The sequence below is a fragment of the Blautia sp. HCP3S3_D9 genome (assembly GCF_052063845.1).
Taxonomy (GTDB): Bacteria; Bacillota; Clostridia; order Lachnospirales; family Lachnospiraceae; genus Blautia_A.
Map to the genome: position 1 here is coordinate 36,468 of NZ_JBQHWS010000007.1, position 15,742 is coordinate 52,209.

A 15,742-nucleotide genomic window follows, 5' to 3' on the forward strand; every position below is an offset into this window, starting at 1 on the left:
AGAGGATTGCTATAGTAATGCGGATAATGCATTTAAAGCAATATCCAGTTCCTGTTTTGTATTCTCGGATCCGAAAGAAAACCGGAGAGTACCTTTCGGGTATGTTCCAAGGGTTTTATGGGCATTTGGTGCACAGTGAAGGCCAACTCTTGTCATAATTCCGTAAGTACTGTCCAGCTCAAAGGCGGCCTGAGCCATGTCCATATGTAAGGTCTGGACAGATACAACTGCACAACGGTTTTCAGTATTTTTTTTACCGATAATACGCAGAAATTTTTCTTCAGGATCCAGATTCAGGATACCATCCATAAAGTATTGTGTCAGCATTAATTCATGTTGGCGGATTTCTTCCATGGACTGTTTCTCCAGATCACAGAGTGCGGCATGCAGTCCCAGAATCCCAGGTATATTGGGAGTTCCGGGCTCGAAACGATCAGGAAGAAATGCCGGTATTTTCTCAGAATGTGAGGCGCTTCCTGTTCCCCCACTGATAAGAGGCTCAATCTGCGCTGCCAGTTTATTACGGATCAGAAAACCACCTGTTCCCTGTGGCCCTCTGAGTCCCTTGTGACCTGTAAATGCCAGTGCGTCTATGTGATATTTCTCCATATCAATGTCAAGCGTTCCTGCTGTCTGTGCAGTGTCCAGAATAAAAAGAAGCCTATGTTCTTTGCAGAAATCTCCGATTTCCTGTGCCGGCATGACAGTTCCGCATACATTGGAAGCATGAAGACAGACCACAAGCTTAGTCTCAGGACGAAGGAGTGCAGCTGCTCTATCAAGCAGAAGACTGCCGTCAGAAGCGCATGGGATCCTGTCAAAAGAAATTCCGTGTTTCTCCAGCTGTACAAGAGGACGCATCACTGCATTATGCTCCATGGCAGTTACAAGTACATGATCGCCGGGTTTCAGAAGTCCTTTCAGAAGAACATTCAGACTGGCAGTGATATTTTCTGTAAAAATAACATTCTTACCCTTTCCGGAAGTAAAGTGAAAGAGCTTCAGAAGCTGTTCTCTTGTCTCAAAAATCTGCTCCTCCACAGAATAAGCTGCCCGGTATCCTCCCCGATTCACATTCACAGCAGAGCCTGCCAGGTAATCATAAACTGCCTGTGCCACAGATGGCGCCTTTGGAAAAGACGTACTGGCCTGATCCAGATAGATTTTATTCATAGTAACAAATCCCCCGATTTTTATATATAGCAATTCGTGGATATCAAGTTAGGAAAAAAATACTTTTTGACCCTAACATCATATCATATCTTATCTGTAGTATAGCACAACTTATAAAAGATTTCTATAAATAACTATAAAATACGGCTATAATGAATTAGTGATTTCAGCATAAAAATGATAAAATAGATACAAAGAAATTATGCTGACAACGAAAAAAGTCAGTGATGTACTCTCACAAAAGCAAGTGCAATAAAGACGCTGAGAGTACATAGTGTAAAAGGAGGAAAGAAATAAATGAAAAACGAAAAGGGAACCATAGTTCTGGCAGGAGGCGTGATCGGTCTGATTGCTGCAATTCTGGTGTTTTTTGGAAATCCGGCAAATATGGGTTTCTGTATTGCCTGTTTCCTGAGAGATACCACAGGTGCGCTGGGACTTCATTCAGCGGCAGCAGTTCAGTATATCCGCCCGGAGATCATTGGTCTGGTGCTTGGAGCATGTATCATTTCACTTGCTAAGAAAGAGTTTCGTCCAAGAGGCGGCTCTGCACCTGTGACCAGATTTACACTTGGCGCATTTGTTATGATCGGATGTCTGATGTTTCTTGGATGTCCATTCCGTATGATTCTGCGTCTGGCAGGCGGAGACGGAAATGCTCTGTTTGGACTTGTTGGATTTGTAGCCGGTATTCTTACAGGAACTGTTTTTCTGAAGAAAGGTTACACACTGAAACGTTCTTATAAGATGCCGAAGCTGGAAGGCAGTATTTATCCTGCATTCCAGATTGTGATGCTTCTGTTACTGGCAGCTGCACCTGCATTTATCCATTTCACAGAGCCGGAAGGCGGACCTGGAGCAAAACATGCTGCAATCATTATCGCACTGGCAGCAGGAATTATCGTTGGAATTCTGGCACAGAGAACACGTCTGTGTATGGTCGGCGGTATCCGCGATGCGGTACTTTTCAAAGAATATAAATTACTGTTCGGTTTTGCTGCAATTCTTGTGACAGCATTGGTAATGAATCTGCTCCTCGGTGCAGTTACAGGAACATCCTATTTCAATCCGGGATTTGCGGGACAGCCGATCACACATACAGACGGACTGTGGAACGCACTGGGAATGTATCTGGCAGGCTTTGGATGTATTCTCCTCGGTGGATGCCCGCTTCGTCAGCTGATCCTTGCAGGCGAGGGAAATACAGACTCCGCTGTGACCGTTCTCGGTCTGATGGCAGGTGCTGCTTTTGCCCATAACTTCGGGCTTGCATCTTCCGGTGAGGGCCCTACAGCGAATGGAAAAATTGCAGTTATCATTGGTATCGTGGTGGTTGCAGTGATCGCGGCAATGAATTCCATGAGAAAAGAAGAAGCATAGGAACTGTTATAAAAATAGTTGTGATTTATGAATAGATTCAGGCTCGCAATTGAGACGATGCTGAATAGTCATAAATATGGCATTAAGCAATAGAAAGGAAACGAGACGGATGAAGAAAGTAGATGCAAGAGGCTTATCCTGTCCGGAACCAGTGATTCGTGCAAAGAATGCAATGGAATCCGGCGATAAAGAATATGAAGTTCTGGTTGACAATGTAGTCGCAAAAGAGAATGTATCCAGATTTGCCACACATCAGGGTTATCAGGTAAAGGTAGAAGAGCAGGGGGATGACATCCTGCTGAAGATCACAAAATGATTACATACATAGCCACATTTTATTCCCACTATGGAGCCATTCAGTTTCGCAGAAATTGTGAAGCTATGAATCTTAAAGCAGAAGTGATGCCGGTTCCGAGAGATTTAAGTTCTTCGTGCGGAACTTGTGTCAGATTCCAGACAGAAGATACTTTCCCGGAGAAAACCGAGGAGGTAGAACAGATCGTCAGAGTGGAGCAGCAGGGGTATGTGGGGATTTATCATGCGGATGAAGAATAACTGACTGGATGCAGAGAGCTTCTGAGACAAAGAGAAGAACCCTTTCCACAGGTGAAAGAAAGACCTGAGGGAAGGGTTCTCTTATAAATTCTCATCAATCTTCTCCGCCTATGATATAAAAAGAAAGTCAAAACCAATCATCAACAGGGAAAGAGGAGAGTATTATTATGAGTCAGTCATATGCAAAAAGCCCTGCTGCAGAGAGAAAGTTTACAACCAGAGAAATGGTACTGGTTGGTATGTTTGCAGCAGTTCTTGCAGTCCTGATCGCAATTCCATCAGAAAAGGAACTAACAATGCAGGAAACTTACACTTCAGGAATACAAAATAGTAAAAAATTTTGTATTCTCTTTTTATTTGTCAAAAAATCTGATATACTGATTAAACTAAATCAAACAAATAACAAGAACCTATTTCTTTTATTTGCATACAAATAAAAACAGGAGGAATAAATTGATGGATATAAATGTATTTTATGGAATTTTGATTCCTTTTCTTGGAACTTCTGCAGGAGCCGCCTGCGTATTTTTCATGAAGAAGAATCTGAATGAACAGATTCAAAGGGCACTTACCGGCTTTGCAGCAGGAGTTATGGTTGCAGCTTCCATATGGAGTCTGCTGATCCCGGCAATTGAACAGTCTTCCGGACTGGGGAAGTTTTCATTTGTACCGGCAGCAGTGGGATTTTGGATAGGGGTGCTTTTTTTGCTCTTGCTGGATCACATGATCCCGCATCTTCACCAGAACAGTGACAAGGCAGAAGGTCCGAAGAGCAGACTTCAGAGAACTAGCATGCTGGTTCTTGCAGTAACTCTGCATAATATTCCGGAGGGAATGGCAGTAGGAGTCGTATATGCAGGTTATTTAACAGGTCACGCCCAGATCACTATAATGGGAGCAATGGCTCTTTCTATCGGGATTGCTATTCAAAACTTCCCTGAGGGAGCTATTATCTCCATGCCCCTGCGTTCTGAAGGGATGGGAAAGACCAAAGCCTTTGCAGGCGGAGTCCTGTCCGGGATTGTAGAACCTATCGGTGCAGTCCTCACAATCCTAGCTGCCGGACTCATTGTCCCGGCACTTCCATATCTTTTAAGCTTCGCTGCCGGAGCTATGCTCTATGTAGTGGTAGAAGAGCTCATACCTGAAATGTCTGTCGGAGAACACTCTAACATAGGAACCCTTTTCTTCGCTGTAGGCTTTTCCCTGATGATGATTCTGGATGTAGCGCTTGGATAAAAAACAGCTGTCCGATTTATTACCGGGCAGCTGTCTTGGCGTTGAGAGATATTTGGGAAACAGTGGGAACCTGTGAGGGGGCAGAGTCAGTTGAATGAGGTGGTTCTGTCCGGTACAGATATAAAATACCGCCAAAGAAACCAAAGATCAATCCTGTATACCCGCCACTGCAAAGGACAACAGTTACCTTTGTAATAAAGGACATACCACCGATTATGCAGATCAAAAAGCCTGCCAGAAGACCGATGGTTGTCCATCCTATAAGTGAAATAGCCAGAAAGGCTGCAGAAGCATGTGAGTTTTTTACCTGTTTATTAATAGAATTCCATAATGTCTGATACATAATGATTCCTCTTTTCTCTTTCAATTCTTTGATTACTATTATAGAAACAGTTTGTAAAATACACATGCGTGCTAATGAAAAATTTCTGTAAAATTTTCTTTCTCTGTTATATGCAGAGGACGGAGAAAGTACAAGACAGAAAAACAATTACGTATATTATACAAATGAATGCATTTGAAAATGGTTTTATAGCAATCCTCTAAAATAATGCATCTTAATCCAGCCCATCAGAGTGTGAAATCCTGCTGAACTGTCTTAAATGCATTATTTACCACAGGCCTGGATCTTGGAAATACCTTACAGCTTATCTTTGCAGTGTTACTGCTGATCCTTGGTGTGCTGGTAGCAATCCAGGGAGTGAAGAAGCTTTTTGAAAAAAATGATGAAAAACAGACTGCATAATTTATGAAATAAAACTGTTGATATTTTTACATCAAAATAAAAACCTGAAAAAAGACACTTTGGGAAAGTTTTCCGAAGTGTCTTTTTTAATACTCAGCCAATCAATTTCTCATTCACATACTCAAATCCGAGACGTTTCACAGTATCTGCAAATCGTTCTCCTGCGATTCCTTCATTTTTGAAGAGAAGGATTGCTTTTTCTATGACTGCCATTACTTCTTCTTCCTCTGTGAAAATTCTGGTAAGAGCCTGACCGTGTGAGATTCGCTTACCCCAGCGGCCTCCGATATAGATTTTATAACCATTTTGATATTCCGGTACTGCGCCGAAAGGACATTTTCCTTTGCAGCGTCCGCAATGGATACATTCTTTAGGATCAATGTAAAGTTTACCGTCAACTAATTTCGGGACATGGACAGGACAGCTCTTTTCAATCTGACATTTTTTACATCCCCGGCATTTCTCAACATCCGGTTTTGGGATTCTCTGACCGATAATTCCCATATCATTCAGATCAGGCTTTACACAGTTATTTGGACATCCGCCAACTGCGATCTTGAATTTGTGCGGGAGCACCACATCGTGATAGCCTACATAAAAACGCTCATGGATCTTCTTGCTGAGTGCAAAGGTATCAATCAGACCATACTGGCAGGTTGTTCCCTTGCATGAGACAACAGGACGCACTTTAGCTCCGGTTCCGCCTGTCATCAGGCCGTGTTCTCCAAGGAAGGCGATTGTTTTCTCAATATTATCATAAGGAACTCCCTGGATTTCCATACTCAGGCGGGTTGTCATAGTAATCTGACCATTTCCGAACTTGTCTGCTGCATCTGCAATGGCACGGTGTTCATCTGTGGTAATATGTCCATTTCCTGTGATGACCCGAATATTAAAGATGTCATCATATCGTTTGTCCTGAAGGCATCCAAGACCTTTTACCCGTTTGATTTCCTCGGGACTCAGTTTTTTGTTGGCGGATGTTGTTATTTTTTTCTCATTCATGTTTAAGTATCTCCTTTATGTAGCTGTTGCTTTTCTCTGATATATACGGCGTTTCTTTTGTTGATTATAGGCTTCATGAATGATAAAATCAATTTATGAGTTTTTATTATATGATAAGTAACATTTATGGAATAATGCAACTGTGAAACTGAAAAACAGAAACCTTTATAAAAAAGCCTTCAGGGCAGAATTCCGGGTATGGAATTTCATTTGTATATGAAGTACTTGCCAAAAGTGACCCGGAGCTTGGGATTTTTACATTGAAGGGTGAGCCCATAGTCAGAGAATTTAATGTTATTTATCTGAAGCATGCGGATGTGAGGGAGAAGATGGAATGGTTTTTATGACCGCTTGCGTCTGTACTCGTTGGGAGTCATTCAAAATTGTTTCTTAAAAGCAGTTGGAAAGTGGCTCTGGCTGGAAAAGCATGAAATGAACTATCAGTTCCCAAAATTGTTATAATAAGAGTCCGTATGCAGAACTTTTGTATATAATAGACTAAGTGAATATATGGAAATGAGATTAAAATGCCAGACCAGAAAATAGATAACCTTTTAAATCTTGCAATGGATGCAACCCCACAGGAGCGTAGAAAGTCAGGAAATCTTAATGTAGGATATGATCCTGTAACCAGGCTATGGGATGTGATCATAAAGTACAGCGGACCGGAAAGTGGTCTGGCTGGAAATGGAATTCAGGTAGTGCCATTGTTAGGCAGCTATGCAGTGGTAACTTTGCCGGAAAGTGAGATTGATGAGTATTCCCACAGAGTGCAGGTGGAATTTATGGAGAAACCCAAACGCCTGTATTTTGAATTGTTTCAGGCAAAGGGAGCAAGCTGCATCCGCACAGTGCAGACCGGCAGGAATGGACTGACGGGAAAAGGAATCCTGACAGGAGTTGTGGATTCAGGAGTGGATTATTTTCACCCTGATTTCCGAAATGAAGATGGGAGCAGCAGAATTTTACGTTTATGGGATCAGAGCATACAGGGAAAACCACCCCAGGGATATGTGACAGGAACTGAATATACGAAAGAACAGATCGATGAGGCGCTTGCACTTGGAGAAAACCAGGGCAGGCGTCTTGTTCCATCTTCAGATTACAGTGGACATGGAACTTCCGTGCTGGGAATTGCAGCAGGAAATGGGAGGGCATCAGATGGGGTGAATCAGGGAGTTGCCTGTGAAAGTGATCTGTTGGTTGTGAAAATGGGAATTCCCAGAGAGAACTCCTTTCCCAGGACTACGGAGCTGATACAGGGGATTGATTATCTGGTGCGGCAGGCACTGGCTATGGGACGGCCAATGGCAATTAATCTCAGTTTTGGAAATAATTATGGATCCCACAAGGGAGATTCCCTTCTTGAAACATATATAGATATGGTTTCTTCCATAGGACGTCTGGCTATCTGTACAGGTACAGGGAACAACGGCAATCAGCCTCTGCATGAGGGAGGAACCCTGAAACAGGGACAGACCAGACAGATAGAATTATCTGTGAGCAGCAGGGAACCAACATCAAATGTGCAGTTATGGAAATCTTATGAGGATGAAATGAGCATTTATATTGAAAATCCATCCGGAAACCGGATCGGCCCCTTAGACGAAAAGCTTGGTCCTCAGAAGTACAGACTGGGAAATACAGATCTTTTAATCTATTATGGCAAACCTGGACCCTATCATCTGACGCAGGAAATCTACATAGATTTCCTTCCTGTGGAAACTTATGTGGACAGTGGAGACTGGAAAATCATTCTAAGTGGAAAAAAGGTCAGGGGAGGAGAATATTATCTGTGGCTGCCGGGTGGAAATACCCTGAACAGAGGAACTGGGTTTTATGAACCAAGGGCATATGGGACTTTGACCATACCTGCTACCGCCCGGCGGATTATTGCAGTTGGAGCATATGATTCGTTGGTTGACTCCTATGCGGACTTTTACGGAAGGGGCAGCAGAATGCTACCATATCTGAAACCTGATCTGGTGGCACCCGGAGTGAACATAGTTGCCCCCGTACCCGGTGGTGGTTACAGAACAGTAACAGGGACTTCCTTTGCAACACCCTTTGTCAGCGGATCCGCAGCATTGTTAATGCAATGGGGGATTGTAAATGGAAACGATCCCTATCTCTATGGGGAAAAAGTAAAAGCCTATCTCCGAAAAGGCGCCAGACCATTGCCGGGGTATGAGGAGTATCCCAATGAAGAGGTGGGATGGGGGGCCTTATGTATAGCCCAAAGTCTCCCTCATATGTGAAAGCTAAATGTATTCATCCCGGAATCAATATACATGCACAATACCCCGGATGCGGCTGAAAGCAATAAATAGTCAGTTCTTTCCCGATTTCCGGACTGTAATCATGTAAAATGACCTTTGTACCGTTTAAAGCTACGTCGGCATAAGTAACCAGCCATTTTTTATCTCCATTTTCAAACACCTTATAAAACGAATTATTCAGCATTTCTGAAACTGGAATTCCCTCTACAACAGCCATTTCCTCATTACAATAACGAAATACAAAATCTACTCCGCTGCCGTTCACATCAAATACAAGTTCAATAACACAAAAAGCAAGCGGCATGTCATTGAGAATACTACATTTTTCCAACAATTCAAGGGGAATCATTTTCTCTGCTTTTTCATTCTGTTCTTTAGACAATCCTAACGCCTGTCTAAGCTGTTTATGTTGACTGATATTCCTTTTTCGTCCCTGAAATATACTTCCATCTGTCATGGTATATAATCCGTCATCTGAAATATTTACAATCTGTGATTTTCGAAGAAGAATACCTTTTGTAATATTCACAAATTCTTCATCCGGAAGATAAATTGCAATCTCTTTCACCGGAATTGCAGTTAGGATCTCTTTACCATCAAAAAATGTAATTTTTGTAAGTGGATTTTGACGTGTAAGATAAAGAATATTAGATATATCAATATTTTTACGTTCAAAAAAATGAAGTACATTATATCTCATGTAAAAATACCTGCTTTCTGTTCATTAATAATTTTCTGACTTTAATGTTACTATAAATTTCGTCAAAATACAATAGAACTTTTTATAATTTTATTTTAAGATCATTGATAATGAATGATTCTTTTGAACTTAAATTGATATATTGAAAAATATCTAAAATTTTCATGTATTTATTCATTTTAAATGCATAGAGATATTGTTGTTTAAGTGTATTTATGTTAAAATAAAAACAGCGAGGATGAGGATATAAAATAAGGAAGGAGGAAAAGAAAAACGAAAGCTAATTCAGGTTTGAAAAAGAACAGAACAAAGATCCAGATGGTGCTTACCGCCCTGGTAATCTTATCCGTTGTACGTCAGTTTTTTCTGGGAAATTACCACAATATGTTTCTGGGAATCTTAACATTGATCCTTTTTATGGTTCCACAGTTTCTGGACAGGAAACTGAGCGTCACAATACCACCGGGACTGGAGACAGTCATTCTGATCTTTATCTTTTCAGCAGAAATTCTTGGCGAGATCAATGCCTTTTATGTAAAAATCCCTATCTGGGATACCATTTTACATACCATGAAAGATTTGATCGTAAACTTTATCGGCGCAGTTGTATTTTCTATCATCGGTATTCTGTATCTGCGAACCCGCGGAAAAGGAAAGCTGGCAGCTTCTCTGATCCCGCAGGTACGCAGCAAACAGGAAGAAGAACATTCTTCCAGAGATCAGTAAGATCCACAGCTACCGAAACCGGCGCACTTTTCTGGAAATATTCTCCAGTTCTTCTCTGGAAAGCTCAGGAAGTCTTTCCAGCTGATCCATAAACATGGCAAGTGTCTCTTTTCGCTGCATTTCTACCATCTGGGTATAGAAATTAACCACTACCCCGGTGGCGATGGCAACTACAAAAAGCGAATAGATTGTCAGGAGAACGGAACACATTTTTCCAATAAAGGTAACCGCAACTACATCGCCAAATCCGGCAGTGGAGATCACCGCATAGCAATACCACAGCGCATCTCCGTATCGGTTAATGTCCGGTTCCACCAGCTGGATCACTGCTGCGATAGCAAAAATAAACGCAATAAAACCAATGATAATTTTATCTGCGAGAGTCCGTTTTAAAACACTGCCTAATACTTTAATTCTTTTCATGTACCTGTCCTCCAATGAAATAATCTATTGTCTGAAATTAATTGAAGTATAGTATAAAACGGTTTCACTTGCAATATGAGAGGAGCTTAACAGTATGAAAGATAATAAAGCACTAAAATACCTCACTTTGATCACCGGAGTTTTAACATTGTTATTAGGAGTCTACACTCTTGTAAGACCAATGAGAACTTTTCTTGCAATCGGATGGATACTGGGAATCCTTCTGTTTGTAAATGGTATTGAACTTGTAATCCTTTCTTTATCCAAAGAAAAGAAAGAAATCGGAGCATGTATTCTCGGTGTTCTGGAAGGACTTGCGGGTATTATCTTATTATTCAGCGGCATTCAGCGGTTCATCACAGACGTAATGGCTGCTTATCTGGTTGGTGCGATTATTCTGATTTATGGTATTTTCCAGATTGCCGGCGGCGCAAAGGTATATAAAACATCTAAAGGAAAAGGTATCCTTAGCATTGTGTGCGGTGTTTTATCCGTAATTGTCAGCATCATTTCATTTACTCATCCTGTGCTTACCATGATTTCCGCAGGATATATGATCGCTTTTTCTGTTTTGATGCAGGGTATCAATATGATCGTACTTGGAATCAATTTCGGAAAGACAGAACGCTAACTCACCACACTAAAACCAGAGCAGTTAAGCTCTGCTGTTTAACAGGCTCAGAAAGCAGTATTATGAAAATGGAACAAAGGGGGAAAATATCATGAAAAGAAAAAGAGTAATTACTATGATTACCGCTGCATTGGCATTTACCATGACTGTCTGTGGCAGTTCAACCGCAATTGCAGCATCAGAATTAACAGCGGAAAGCAAACCGGCTACCCAGTATACGATTGATGCAAATCAGGAAGTTTATGCATTGCTGGATTTTGAAGATACTACGGAGTTTGAGAATGCGACCAAAGGTCTGCTTGCTTCTCCGGATACTCTGGATATTTGTGATGAAAACGGGAAGGTTGTATGGAGTCAGACGGCATATGCTTTTCTGGATCAGGATGCTCCGGATACAGCAAATCCCAGCCTTTGGAGAGATACACAGCTGAATCATATTTATGGCCTTTTTGAAGTAACCGATGGAATTTATCAGGTGCGTGGCTATGATATGTCAAATGTCACATTCATAAAAGGCGATACAGGATGGATTGTAGTAGATCCATTGATGAGTGTAGAGTGTGCACAAGCGGCTCTTGCCCTGGTGGAAGAGAATCTGGGCACTTTTCCTGTAAAGGCAGTGATCTACAGCCATTCTCATGTTGATCATTTCGGTGGAGTCAAGGGAATTGTTTCGGAAGAAGAGGTACAAGCGGGCAATGTGCAGGTAATTGCACCGGAAGGCTTTGAGAAGCATGCTGTCAGCGAGAATATTTATGCAGGTACTGCTATGGGACGAAGAGCAAGTTATCAGTATGGAACAATGCTTGAGGGTGGTGAAACAGGATCCCTTGCCATTGGTATTGGTATGGGACAGTCCAAGGGCAGCACAAGTTATATTTCTCCTACACTTGAAATCACACAAACTGGTGAGAAGCATACCATTGACGGAGTGGAAATTGAATTTCAGCTTACTCCGGGCACCGAAGCACCGGCAGAGATGAACTTCTGGATTGGATCCAGAAATGCTTTGTGGATGGCTGAAAACTGTACAGGAACACTCCACAATCTGTATACACTTCGCGGAGCCCAGGTGCGTGACGGAAACGCATGGGCAGAGTACATCATGGAATCTCTGGCTCTCTATGGTGATAAGGCAGATGTGGTATTCCAGTCCCATAACTGGCCACATTGGGGAAATGATACCATTCAGGAATATATGACCAATACTGCAGCTGTATATAAGTTTATTAATGACCAGACATTGCTCTACATTAATGAAGGTTATACGGAAACAGAGATTGCCAATATGATCCAGCTTCCGGAGGAACTGGAGAAAGTCTGGTATACTCGTCAGTATTACGGTACAGTTTCTCATAATTCGAAGGCAGTATATGAGAAATATATGGGCTGGTATGACGGTAATCCTGTCCATCTTGCTGAACTTACACCATCGGATTATGCCCAAAAGCTGGTAGAATATTTCGGTGATACAGATGCTGTTCTTGAAAAAGCAAAAGAAGATTTTGCAAAGGGAGAATATCAGTGGGTGGCTCAGATTACCAATACGCTGGTTTTTGCTGATCCGGAAAATACGGATGCACGTTATCTGTGTGCGGATGCATTGGAGCAATTGGGATATCAGGCAGAATCAGGTCCATGGCGCAGTGCTTACCTTTGTGCTGCACAGGAACTGCGAAATGGTACAAATACCGATGATGCAACGCGAAGTAGCGGTAACGGTGATGTTTTCTTACATATGACACCAGATATGATTCTGGATTATCTGGGAATTTTTGTAGATACGACGAAGATTCCAGATCTGACCTTTACAGCAAATATTATATTGCCGGAAGGTAATTATGTACTCCGCGTAAAAAATGGCGTACTTCTTTATCAGAAGGATGCACAGGATCCGGATGCAGATGTGACATGGAATACCAAACGTGCCGGCCTGTTGGCTGTTGTTCAGAAAAACGCTGAGAATGTTGCTGCTTTGATCGAACAGGAGGGTGATGAGACCTGCCTGACACGATTGATGGATGCGGTTACTGTTACGTCAGAGTATAAATATTTTAATATTATTGAACCATAAAGTTTTGGGGCGGAAGCAGGAGGATATGAATATGAAAAGATTTGTAGCATCTGCTGACAGTGAGACAGATGAAAATATATGGGAGACAGTGGAAGCTGCTTATGTTTATACATTTCCGCTGGTGCTCATGGATGCGACTGAGACCTCGGCAACGAATACAGAGGAATCTGCTACCGAAAAAGCACCTGTAAATCAGTTTATACACAGTGTTGCACTGGCAGATGCACAATTCAAGACTGTGGTGACTCCTAATGTGGATACGATCTATTCACAGGTCTGGTATGATCTAAGCGAGGAGCCGATGGTCTATGAACTTCCGGAAACAGATCGTTTTTGTAAGGTTCAGGTACTGGATGGATGGACAAATACTGCCGCGGTTCTTGATAAGGCTGGTGCATATGCAATTACTCTTTCTACGTGGGAAGGGGAACTGCCTGAGGGAGTTACCCGTATAGATGTTCCTACATCCATGGCATGGTCCATCACCAGAATCATTTTATCAGGAGAAGAGGATCTTCCAAATGTGTATGCCATCCAGGAAAAAATGAAACTTATGCCGCTTTCCGATTATATATCCGGAGACACTTATGAACCTCCGAGGGGAAGCTACAGCGAAGAGAATGATTATATTCCTGTTGATAAGGTTCTTTCCATGGATCCGATCACATTTTTTAATAAGGCCAATGAGTTGATGGTAAAGAATTCTCCGGCAGCTGCAGATAAGGAAATGCTTGAAAAAATAGCAGTTGTGAATATAGGTCCTGGTATGGAATTTGACATTTCTGTTCTTACCGGTGATGTTGCAGAAAACTGGAAGACAATGCTGACAGAAATTCAGCTAAAGCTTATCAAAGAGGGCCAGAAATTCTCAAAAAAGCTTGGTCAGTGGGACTATTTTGGTGAACCGATCGGAGATTTCAATACAGAATATGCTTATCGTGCACTGGTAGCTCTTGCAGGGCTTGGTGCCAATACAGTTGAAGTTGCGCTGTATCCAAAGATAGAGCAGGATGCGGATGGAAATACTCTCACAGGAGAAAAATCATATATTCTTCATTTTGAAAGCTATCCGCAGGTTCTTGAAGGGGGATTCTGGTCTGTGACTGCATATGGGGACGATGATTTCCTGATCGATAATCCTATTGATCGTTACTGCATAAATGACCGTTCCGGTTTACAGGCAAATGATGATGGTTCCGTTGATATTATTCTGTCTGAAGATGCCCCAAAGGACACCACAAACTGGCTTCCTGTGGGTGCTGGAGGTTTCCATCTGTTTATGCGTATCTATACGCCTGATATGGACGCCCTGGAGACATGGATGGCACCGACCATTACAGAGATTTATCCATCAAATGTGAACTATAGCAATCCTCTGAAATAATGCATCTTAATCCAGCCCATCAGAGTGTGAAATCCTGCGTCAGATATCTTTGCCGTGCGTCAGCACGCCTGCAGATATCTTCCTTGTCTTTCGCACTCTGCTGAACTGTCTTAAATGCATTATTTACGAGGATTGCTATAAATATTTTCACATTTATACAGAAAGGAAAGATAATATATGAAAAATAAATTAACTTGTTGTGCTAGATAAAATAAATATAAAGAAACTTCAACAAAATGTGCTATCCTATTTGTAGGGAATACAACGAAAGGAGGCATCATTATGTTGAAGTTCCAAGATAATAATACCACTGTTATTGCAACTTTTGAAGACTTTATTTTGACCACTTACGTTATTATTGACGAATTGTATCATCAGTTTGCACCTCCAGAAGTTACCAGCCGACGGCATATCCTGGATGCAAAATTGTCTGACTCAGAAATCATTACTATCAGTCTCTGTGGAGAATTGGCAGGTGTTGATTCTGAGAATGCCTGGTTTTCTTTTGTGAAACGAAACTACAGGCATCTTTTTCCACAGCTTTGCAGCAGAAGTCGTTTTAACAGAACAAGACGCGCTCTGATGCAGACAACAGAATTGTTACGACAAAAAATGATTTCCGTATTCCCAATTCCAGTCAGTTCCTATTACATCATCGATAGCTTTCCTCTTGCAGTCTGTAAATTTGGGCGTGCACGATATTGTAAAGCATTTCGTGGTCATGGTGCTGATTATGGAAAATGTCCTTCCAAAAAAGAAACTTATTACGGATATAAAGTACATGCTTTAATCACATTGGAGGGATACATTGCATCATTTGAGATCACACCGGCATCTACAGATGATCGCGAAGGATTACGTGATCTGGCGGCTCATTGGTCTAATATTACAATCTTAGCGGATAAAGGCTACGTTGGAAAAAACATGGGACAGGAAATGCAGGAAAACAATATCTGTCTTTTTGCTCTGAAACGTTCCAACAGTAAGGAAAACTGGCCAAAATCCGTACGTCAGTTAATATTCAAACTGAGAAGACGGGTAGAAACCGTATTCTCTCAATTGAGTGGTCAGTTAAATGCAGAAAGAGTGTTAGCCAAAAGCTTTCAGGGGTTATGTACCCGTTTGGTTAATAAAGTACTGGCATACAATATCTGTATTGCATTGAACAGTATTTTCGGTGAAACCTGTGAAATTGGAAAAATCAAGAAATTGATATTTTAAAAATTTTATTCTTTCAATAACTACAGGGATTCTTTGCGGTTTCACAGGTTTTCACATAATTTATTTGAAGTAGCACAATAGGTTAAATTATTTTAACCAAGCAAAGAGCCAATATCAAGTAAACAATATTTTTAGAACCTGTTGATTTTCTAGTATTTTTTTGATATCGTTAGTTTCGAATCAAAAAAGCTTATTGAATTAAAATAC

At 41.5% G+C, this 15,742-nt stretch carries 16 protein-coding genes; 11 read left to right on the forward strand and 5 right to left on the reverse strand.

Annotation, left to right across the window (positions count from 1 at the left end; all coding sequences use genetic code 11):
- Positions 1-9: 9 nt before the first annotated feature.
- Positions 10-1,173: an aminotransferase class V-fold PLP-dependent enzyme gene (locus tag ACTNES_RS03095; protein ID WP_320813312.1), complete on the reverse strand. Its 1,164-nt coding sequence runs from the start codon at positions 1,171-1,173 to the stop codon at positions 10-12.
- A 297-nt stretch (positions 1,174-1,470) separates the two neighbouring features.
- On the opposite strand from ACTNES_RS03095, the gene yedE reads away from it, so the two are divergent.
- From yedE to ACTNES_RS03120, 5 genes are all read left to right on the forward strand, one after another.
- Positions 1,471-2,553 carry a YedE family putative selenium transporter gene (gene yedE, locus ACTNES_RS03100; protein ID WP_441038484.1) on the forward strand — a complete coding sequence of 361 codons (1,083 nt, stop codon included), beginning with the start codon at positions 1,471-1,473 and terminating at the stop codon, positions 2,551-2,553.
- Between the two features lie 109 nt (positions 2,554-2,662).
- A complete protein-coding gene (locus ACTNES_RS03105; RefSeq protein WP_117845030.1) occupies positions 2,663-2,869 on the forward strand; it encodes a sulfurtransferase TusA family protein in 207 nt (68 codons plus the stop codon).
- Complete coding sequence (locus tag ACTNES_RS03110) at positions 2,866-3,108, forward strand: DUF3343 domain-containing protein (RefSeq protein WP_291807773.1); 243 nt, start codon at positions 2,866-2,868, stop codon at positions 3,106-3,108. The genes ACTNES_RS03105 and ACTNES_RS03110 overlap by 4 nt, the downstream gene beginning before the upstream one ends.
- Positions 3,109-3,275: 167 nt before the next feature.
- Positions 3,276-3,545, forward strand: a complete 270-nt coding sequence (locus ACTNES_RS03115; protein WP_441038485.1) for a hypothetical protein — start codon at positions 3,276-3,278, stop codon at positions 3,543-3,545.
- 19 nt (positions 3,546-3,564) lie between these two features.
- Positions 3,565-4,347, forward strand: a complete 783-nt coding sequence (locus ACTNES_RS03120; RefSeq protein ID WP_441038486.1) for a ZIP family metal transporter — start codon at positions 3,565-3,567, stop codon at positions 4,345-4,347.
- Between the two features lie 19 nt (positions 4,348-4,366).
- On the opposite strand, the gene ACTNES_RS03125 is transcribed toward ACTNES_RS03120, so the two are convergent.
- Together ACTNES_RS03125 and ACTNES_RS03130 are read right to left on the reverse strand one after the other, a co-directional pair.
- A complete protein-coding gene (locus tag ACTNES_RS03125) occupies positions 4,367-4,690 on the reverse strand; it encodes a hypothetical protein (protein ID WP_291817663.1) in 324 nt (107 codons plus the stop codon).
- A 495-nt stretch (positions 4,691-5,185) separates the two neighbouring features.
- Positions 5,186-6,097, reverse strand: coding sequence for a 4Fe-4S dicluster domain-containing protein (locus ACTNES_RS03130; protein ID WP_330687429.1), 912 nt, complete (start codon positions 6,095-6,097; stop codon positions 5,186-5,188).
- 527 nt (positions 6,098-6,624) lie between these two features.
- On the opposite strand from ACTNES_RS03130, the gene ACTNES_RS03135 reads away from it, so the two are divergent.
- A complete protein-coding gene (locus ACTNES_RS03135) occupies positions 6,625-8,355 on the forward strand; it encodes a S8 family peptidase (protein WP_441038487.1) in 1,731 nt (576 codons plus the stop codon).
- A 13-nt stretch (positions 8,356-8,368) separates the two neighbouring features.
- Here the strand turns inward: ACTNES_RS03135 and ACTNES_RS03140 are convergent, their stop codons facing one another.
- Positions 8,369-9,076 carry a hypothetical protein gene (locus ACTNES_RS03140; RefSeq protein WP_291810599.1) on the reverse strand — a complete coding sequence of 236 codons (708 nt, stop codon included), beginning with the start codon at positions 9,074-9,076 and terminating at the stop codon, positions 8,369-8,371.
- 291 nt (positions 9,077-9,367) lie between these two features.
- Here ACTNES_RS03140 and ACTNES_RS03145 point away from each other — a divergent pair, with 291 nt between their 5' ends.
- A complete protein-coding gene (locus tag ACTNES_RS03145) occupies positions 9,368-9,802 on the forward strand; it encodes a hypothetical protein (protein ID WP_330636215.1) in 435 nt (144 codons plus the stop codon).
- 9 nt (positions 9,803-9,811) lie between these two features.
- Here the strand turns inward: ACTNES_RS03145 and ACTNES_RS03150 are convergent, their stop codons facing one another.
- Positions 9,812-10,225, reverse strand: a complete 414-nt coding sequence (locus ACTNES_RS03150) for a potassium channel family protein (RefSeq protein WP_300335720.1) — start codon at positions 10,223-10,225, stop codon at positions 9,812-9,814.
- A 94-nt stretch (positions 10,226-10,319) separates the two neighbouring features.
- Between ACTNES_RS03150 and ACTNES_RS03155 the strand changes: the two genes are divergently transcribed.
- The 4 genes from ACTNES_RS03155 to ACTNES_RS03170 all read left to right on the forward strand — a co-directional run bounded on the left by ACTNES_RS03155 (position 10,320) and on the right by ACTNES_RS03170 (position 15,535).
- On the forward strand, positions 10,320-10,856 hold the full coding sequence (locus tag ACTNES_RS03155; protein ID WP_300335723.1) for an HdeD family acid-resistance protein: 537 nt from the start codon (positions 10,320-10,322) through the stop codon (positions 10,854-10,856).
- A 91-nt stretch (positions 10,857-10,947) separates the two neighbouring features.
- Positions 10,948-12,930: an alkyl/aryl-sulfatase gene (locus ACTNES_RS03160; RefSeq protein ID WP_441038489.1), complete on the forward strand. Its 1,983-nt coding sequence runs from the start codon at positions 10,948-10,950 to the stop codon at positions 12,928-12,930.
- Between the two features lie 31 nt (positions 12,931-12,961).
- Positions 12,962-14,314 carry a DUF1254 domain-containing protein gene (locus ACTNES_RS03165; protein ID WP_291810587.1) on the forward strand — a complete coding sequence of 451 codons (1,353 nt, stop codon included), beginning with the start codon at positions 12,962-12,964 and terminating at the stop codon, positions 14,312-14,314.
- A gap of 282 nt (positions 14,315-14,596) precedes the next feature.
- The gene (locus tag ACTNES_RS03170; protein ID WP_441038490.1) at positions 14,597-15,535 is read left to right on the forward strand and encodes an IS982 family transposase; all 939 of its coding nucleotides are present in this window, start codon (positions 14,597-14,599) and stop codon (positions 15,533-15,535) included.
- Positions 15,536-15,742: the final 207 nt, after the last annotated feature.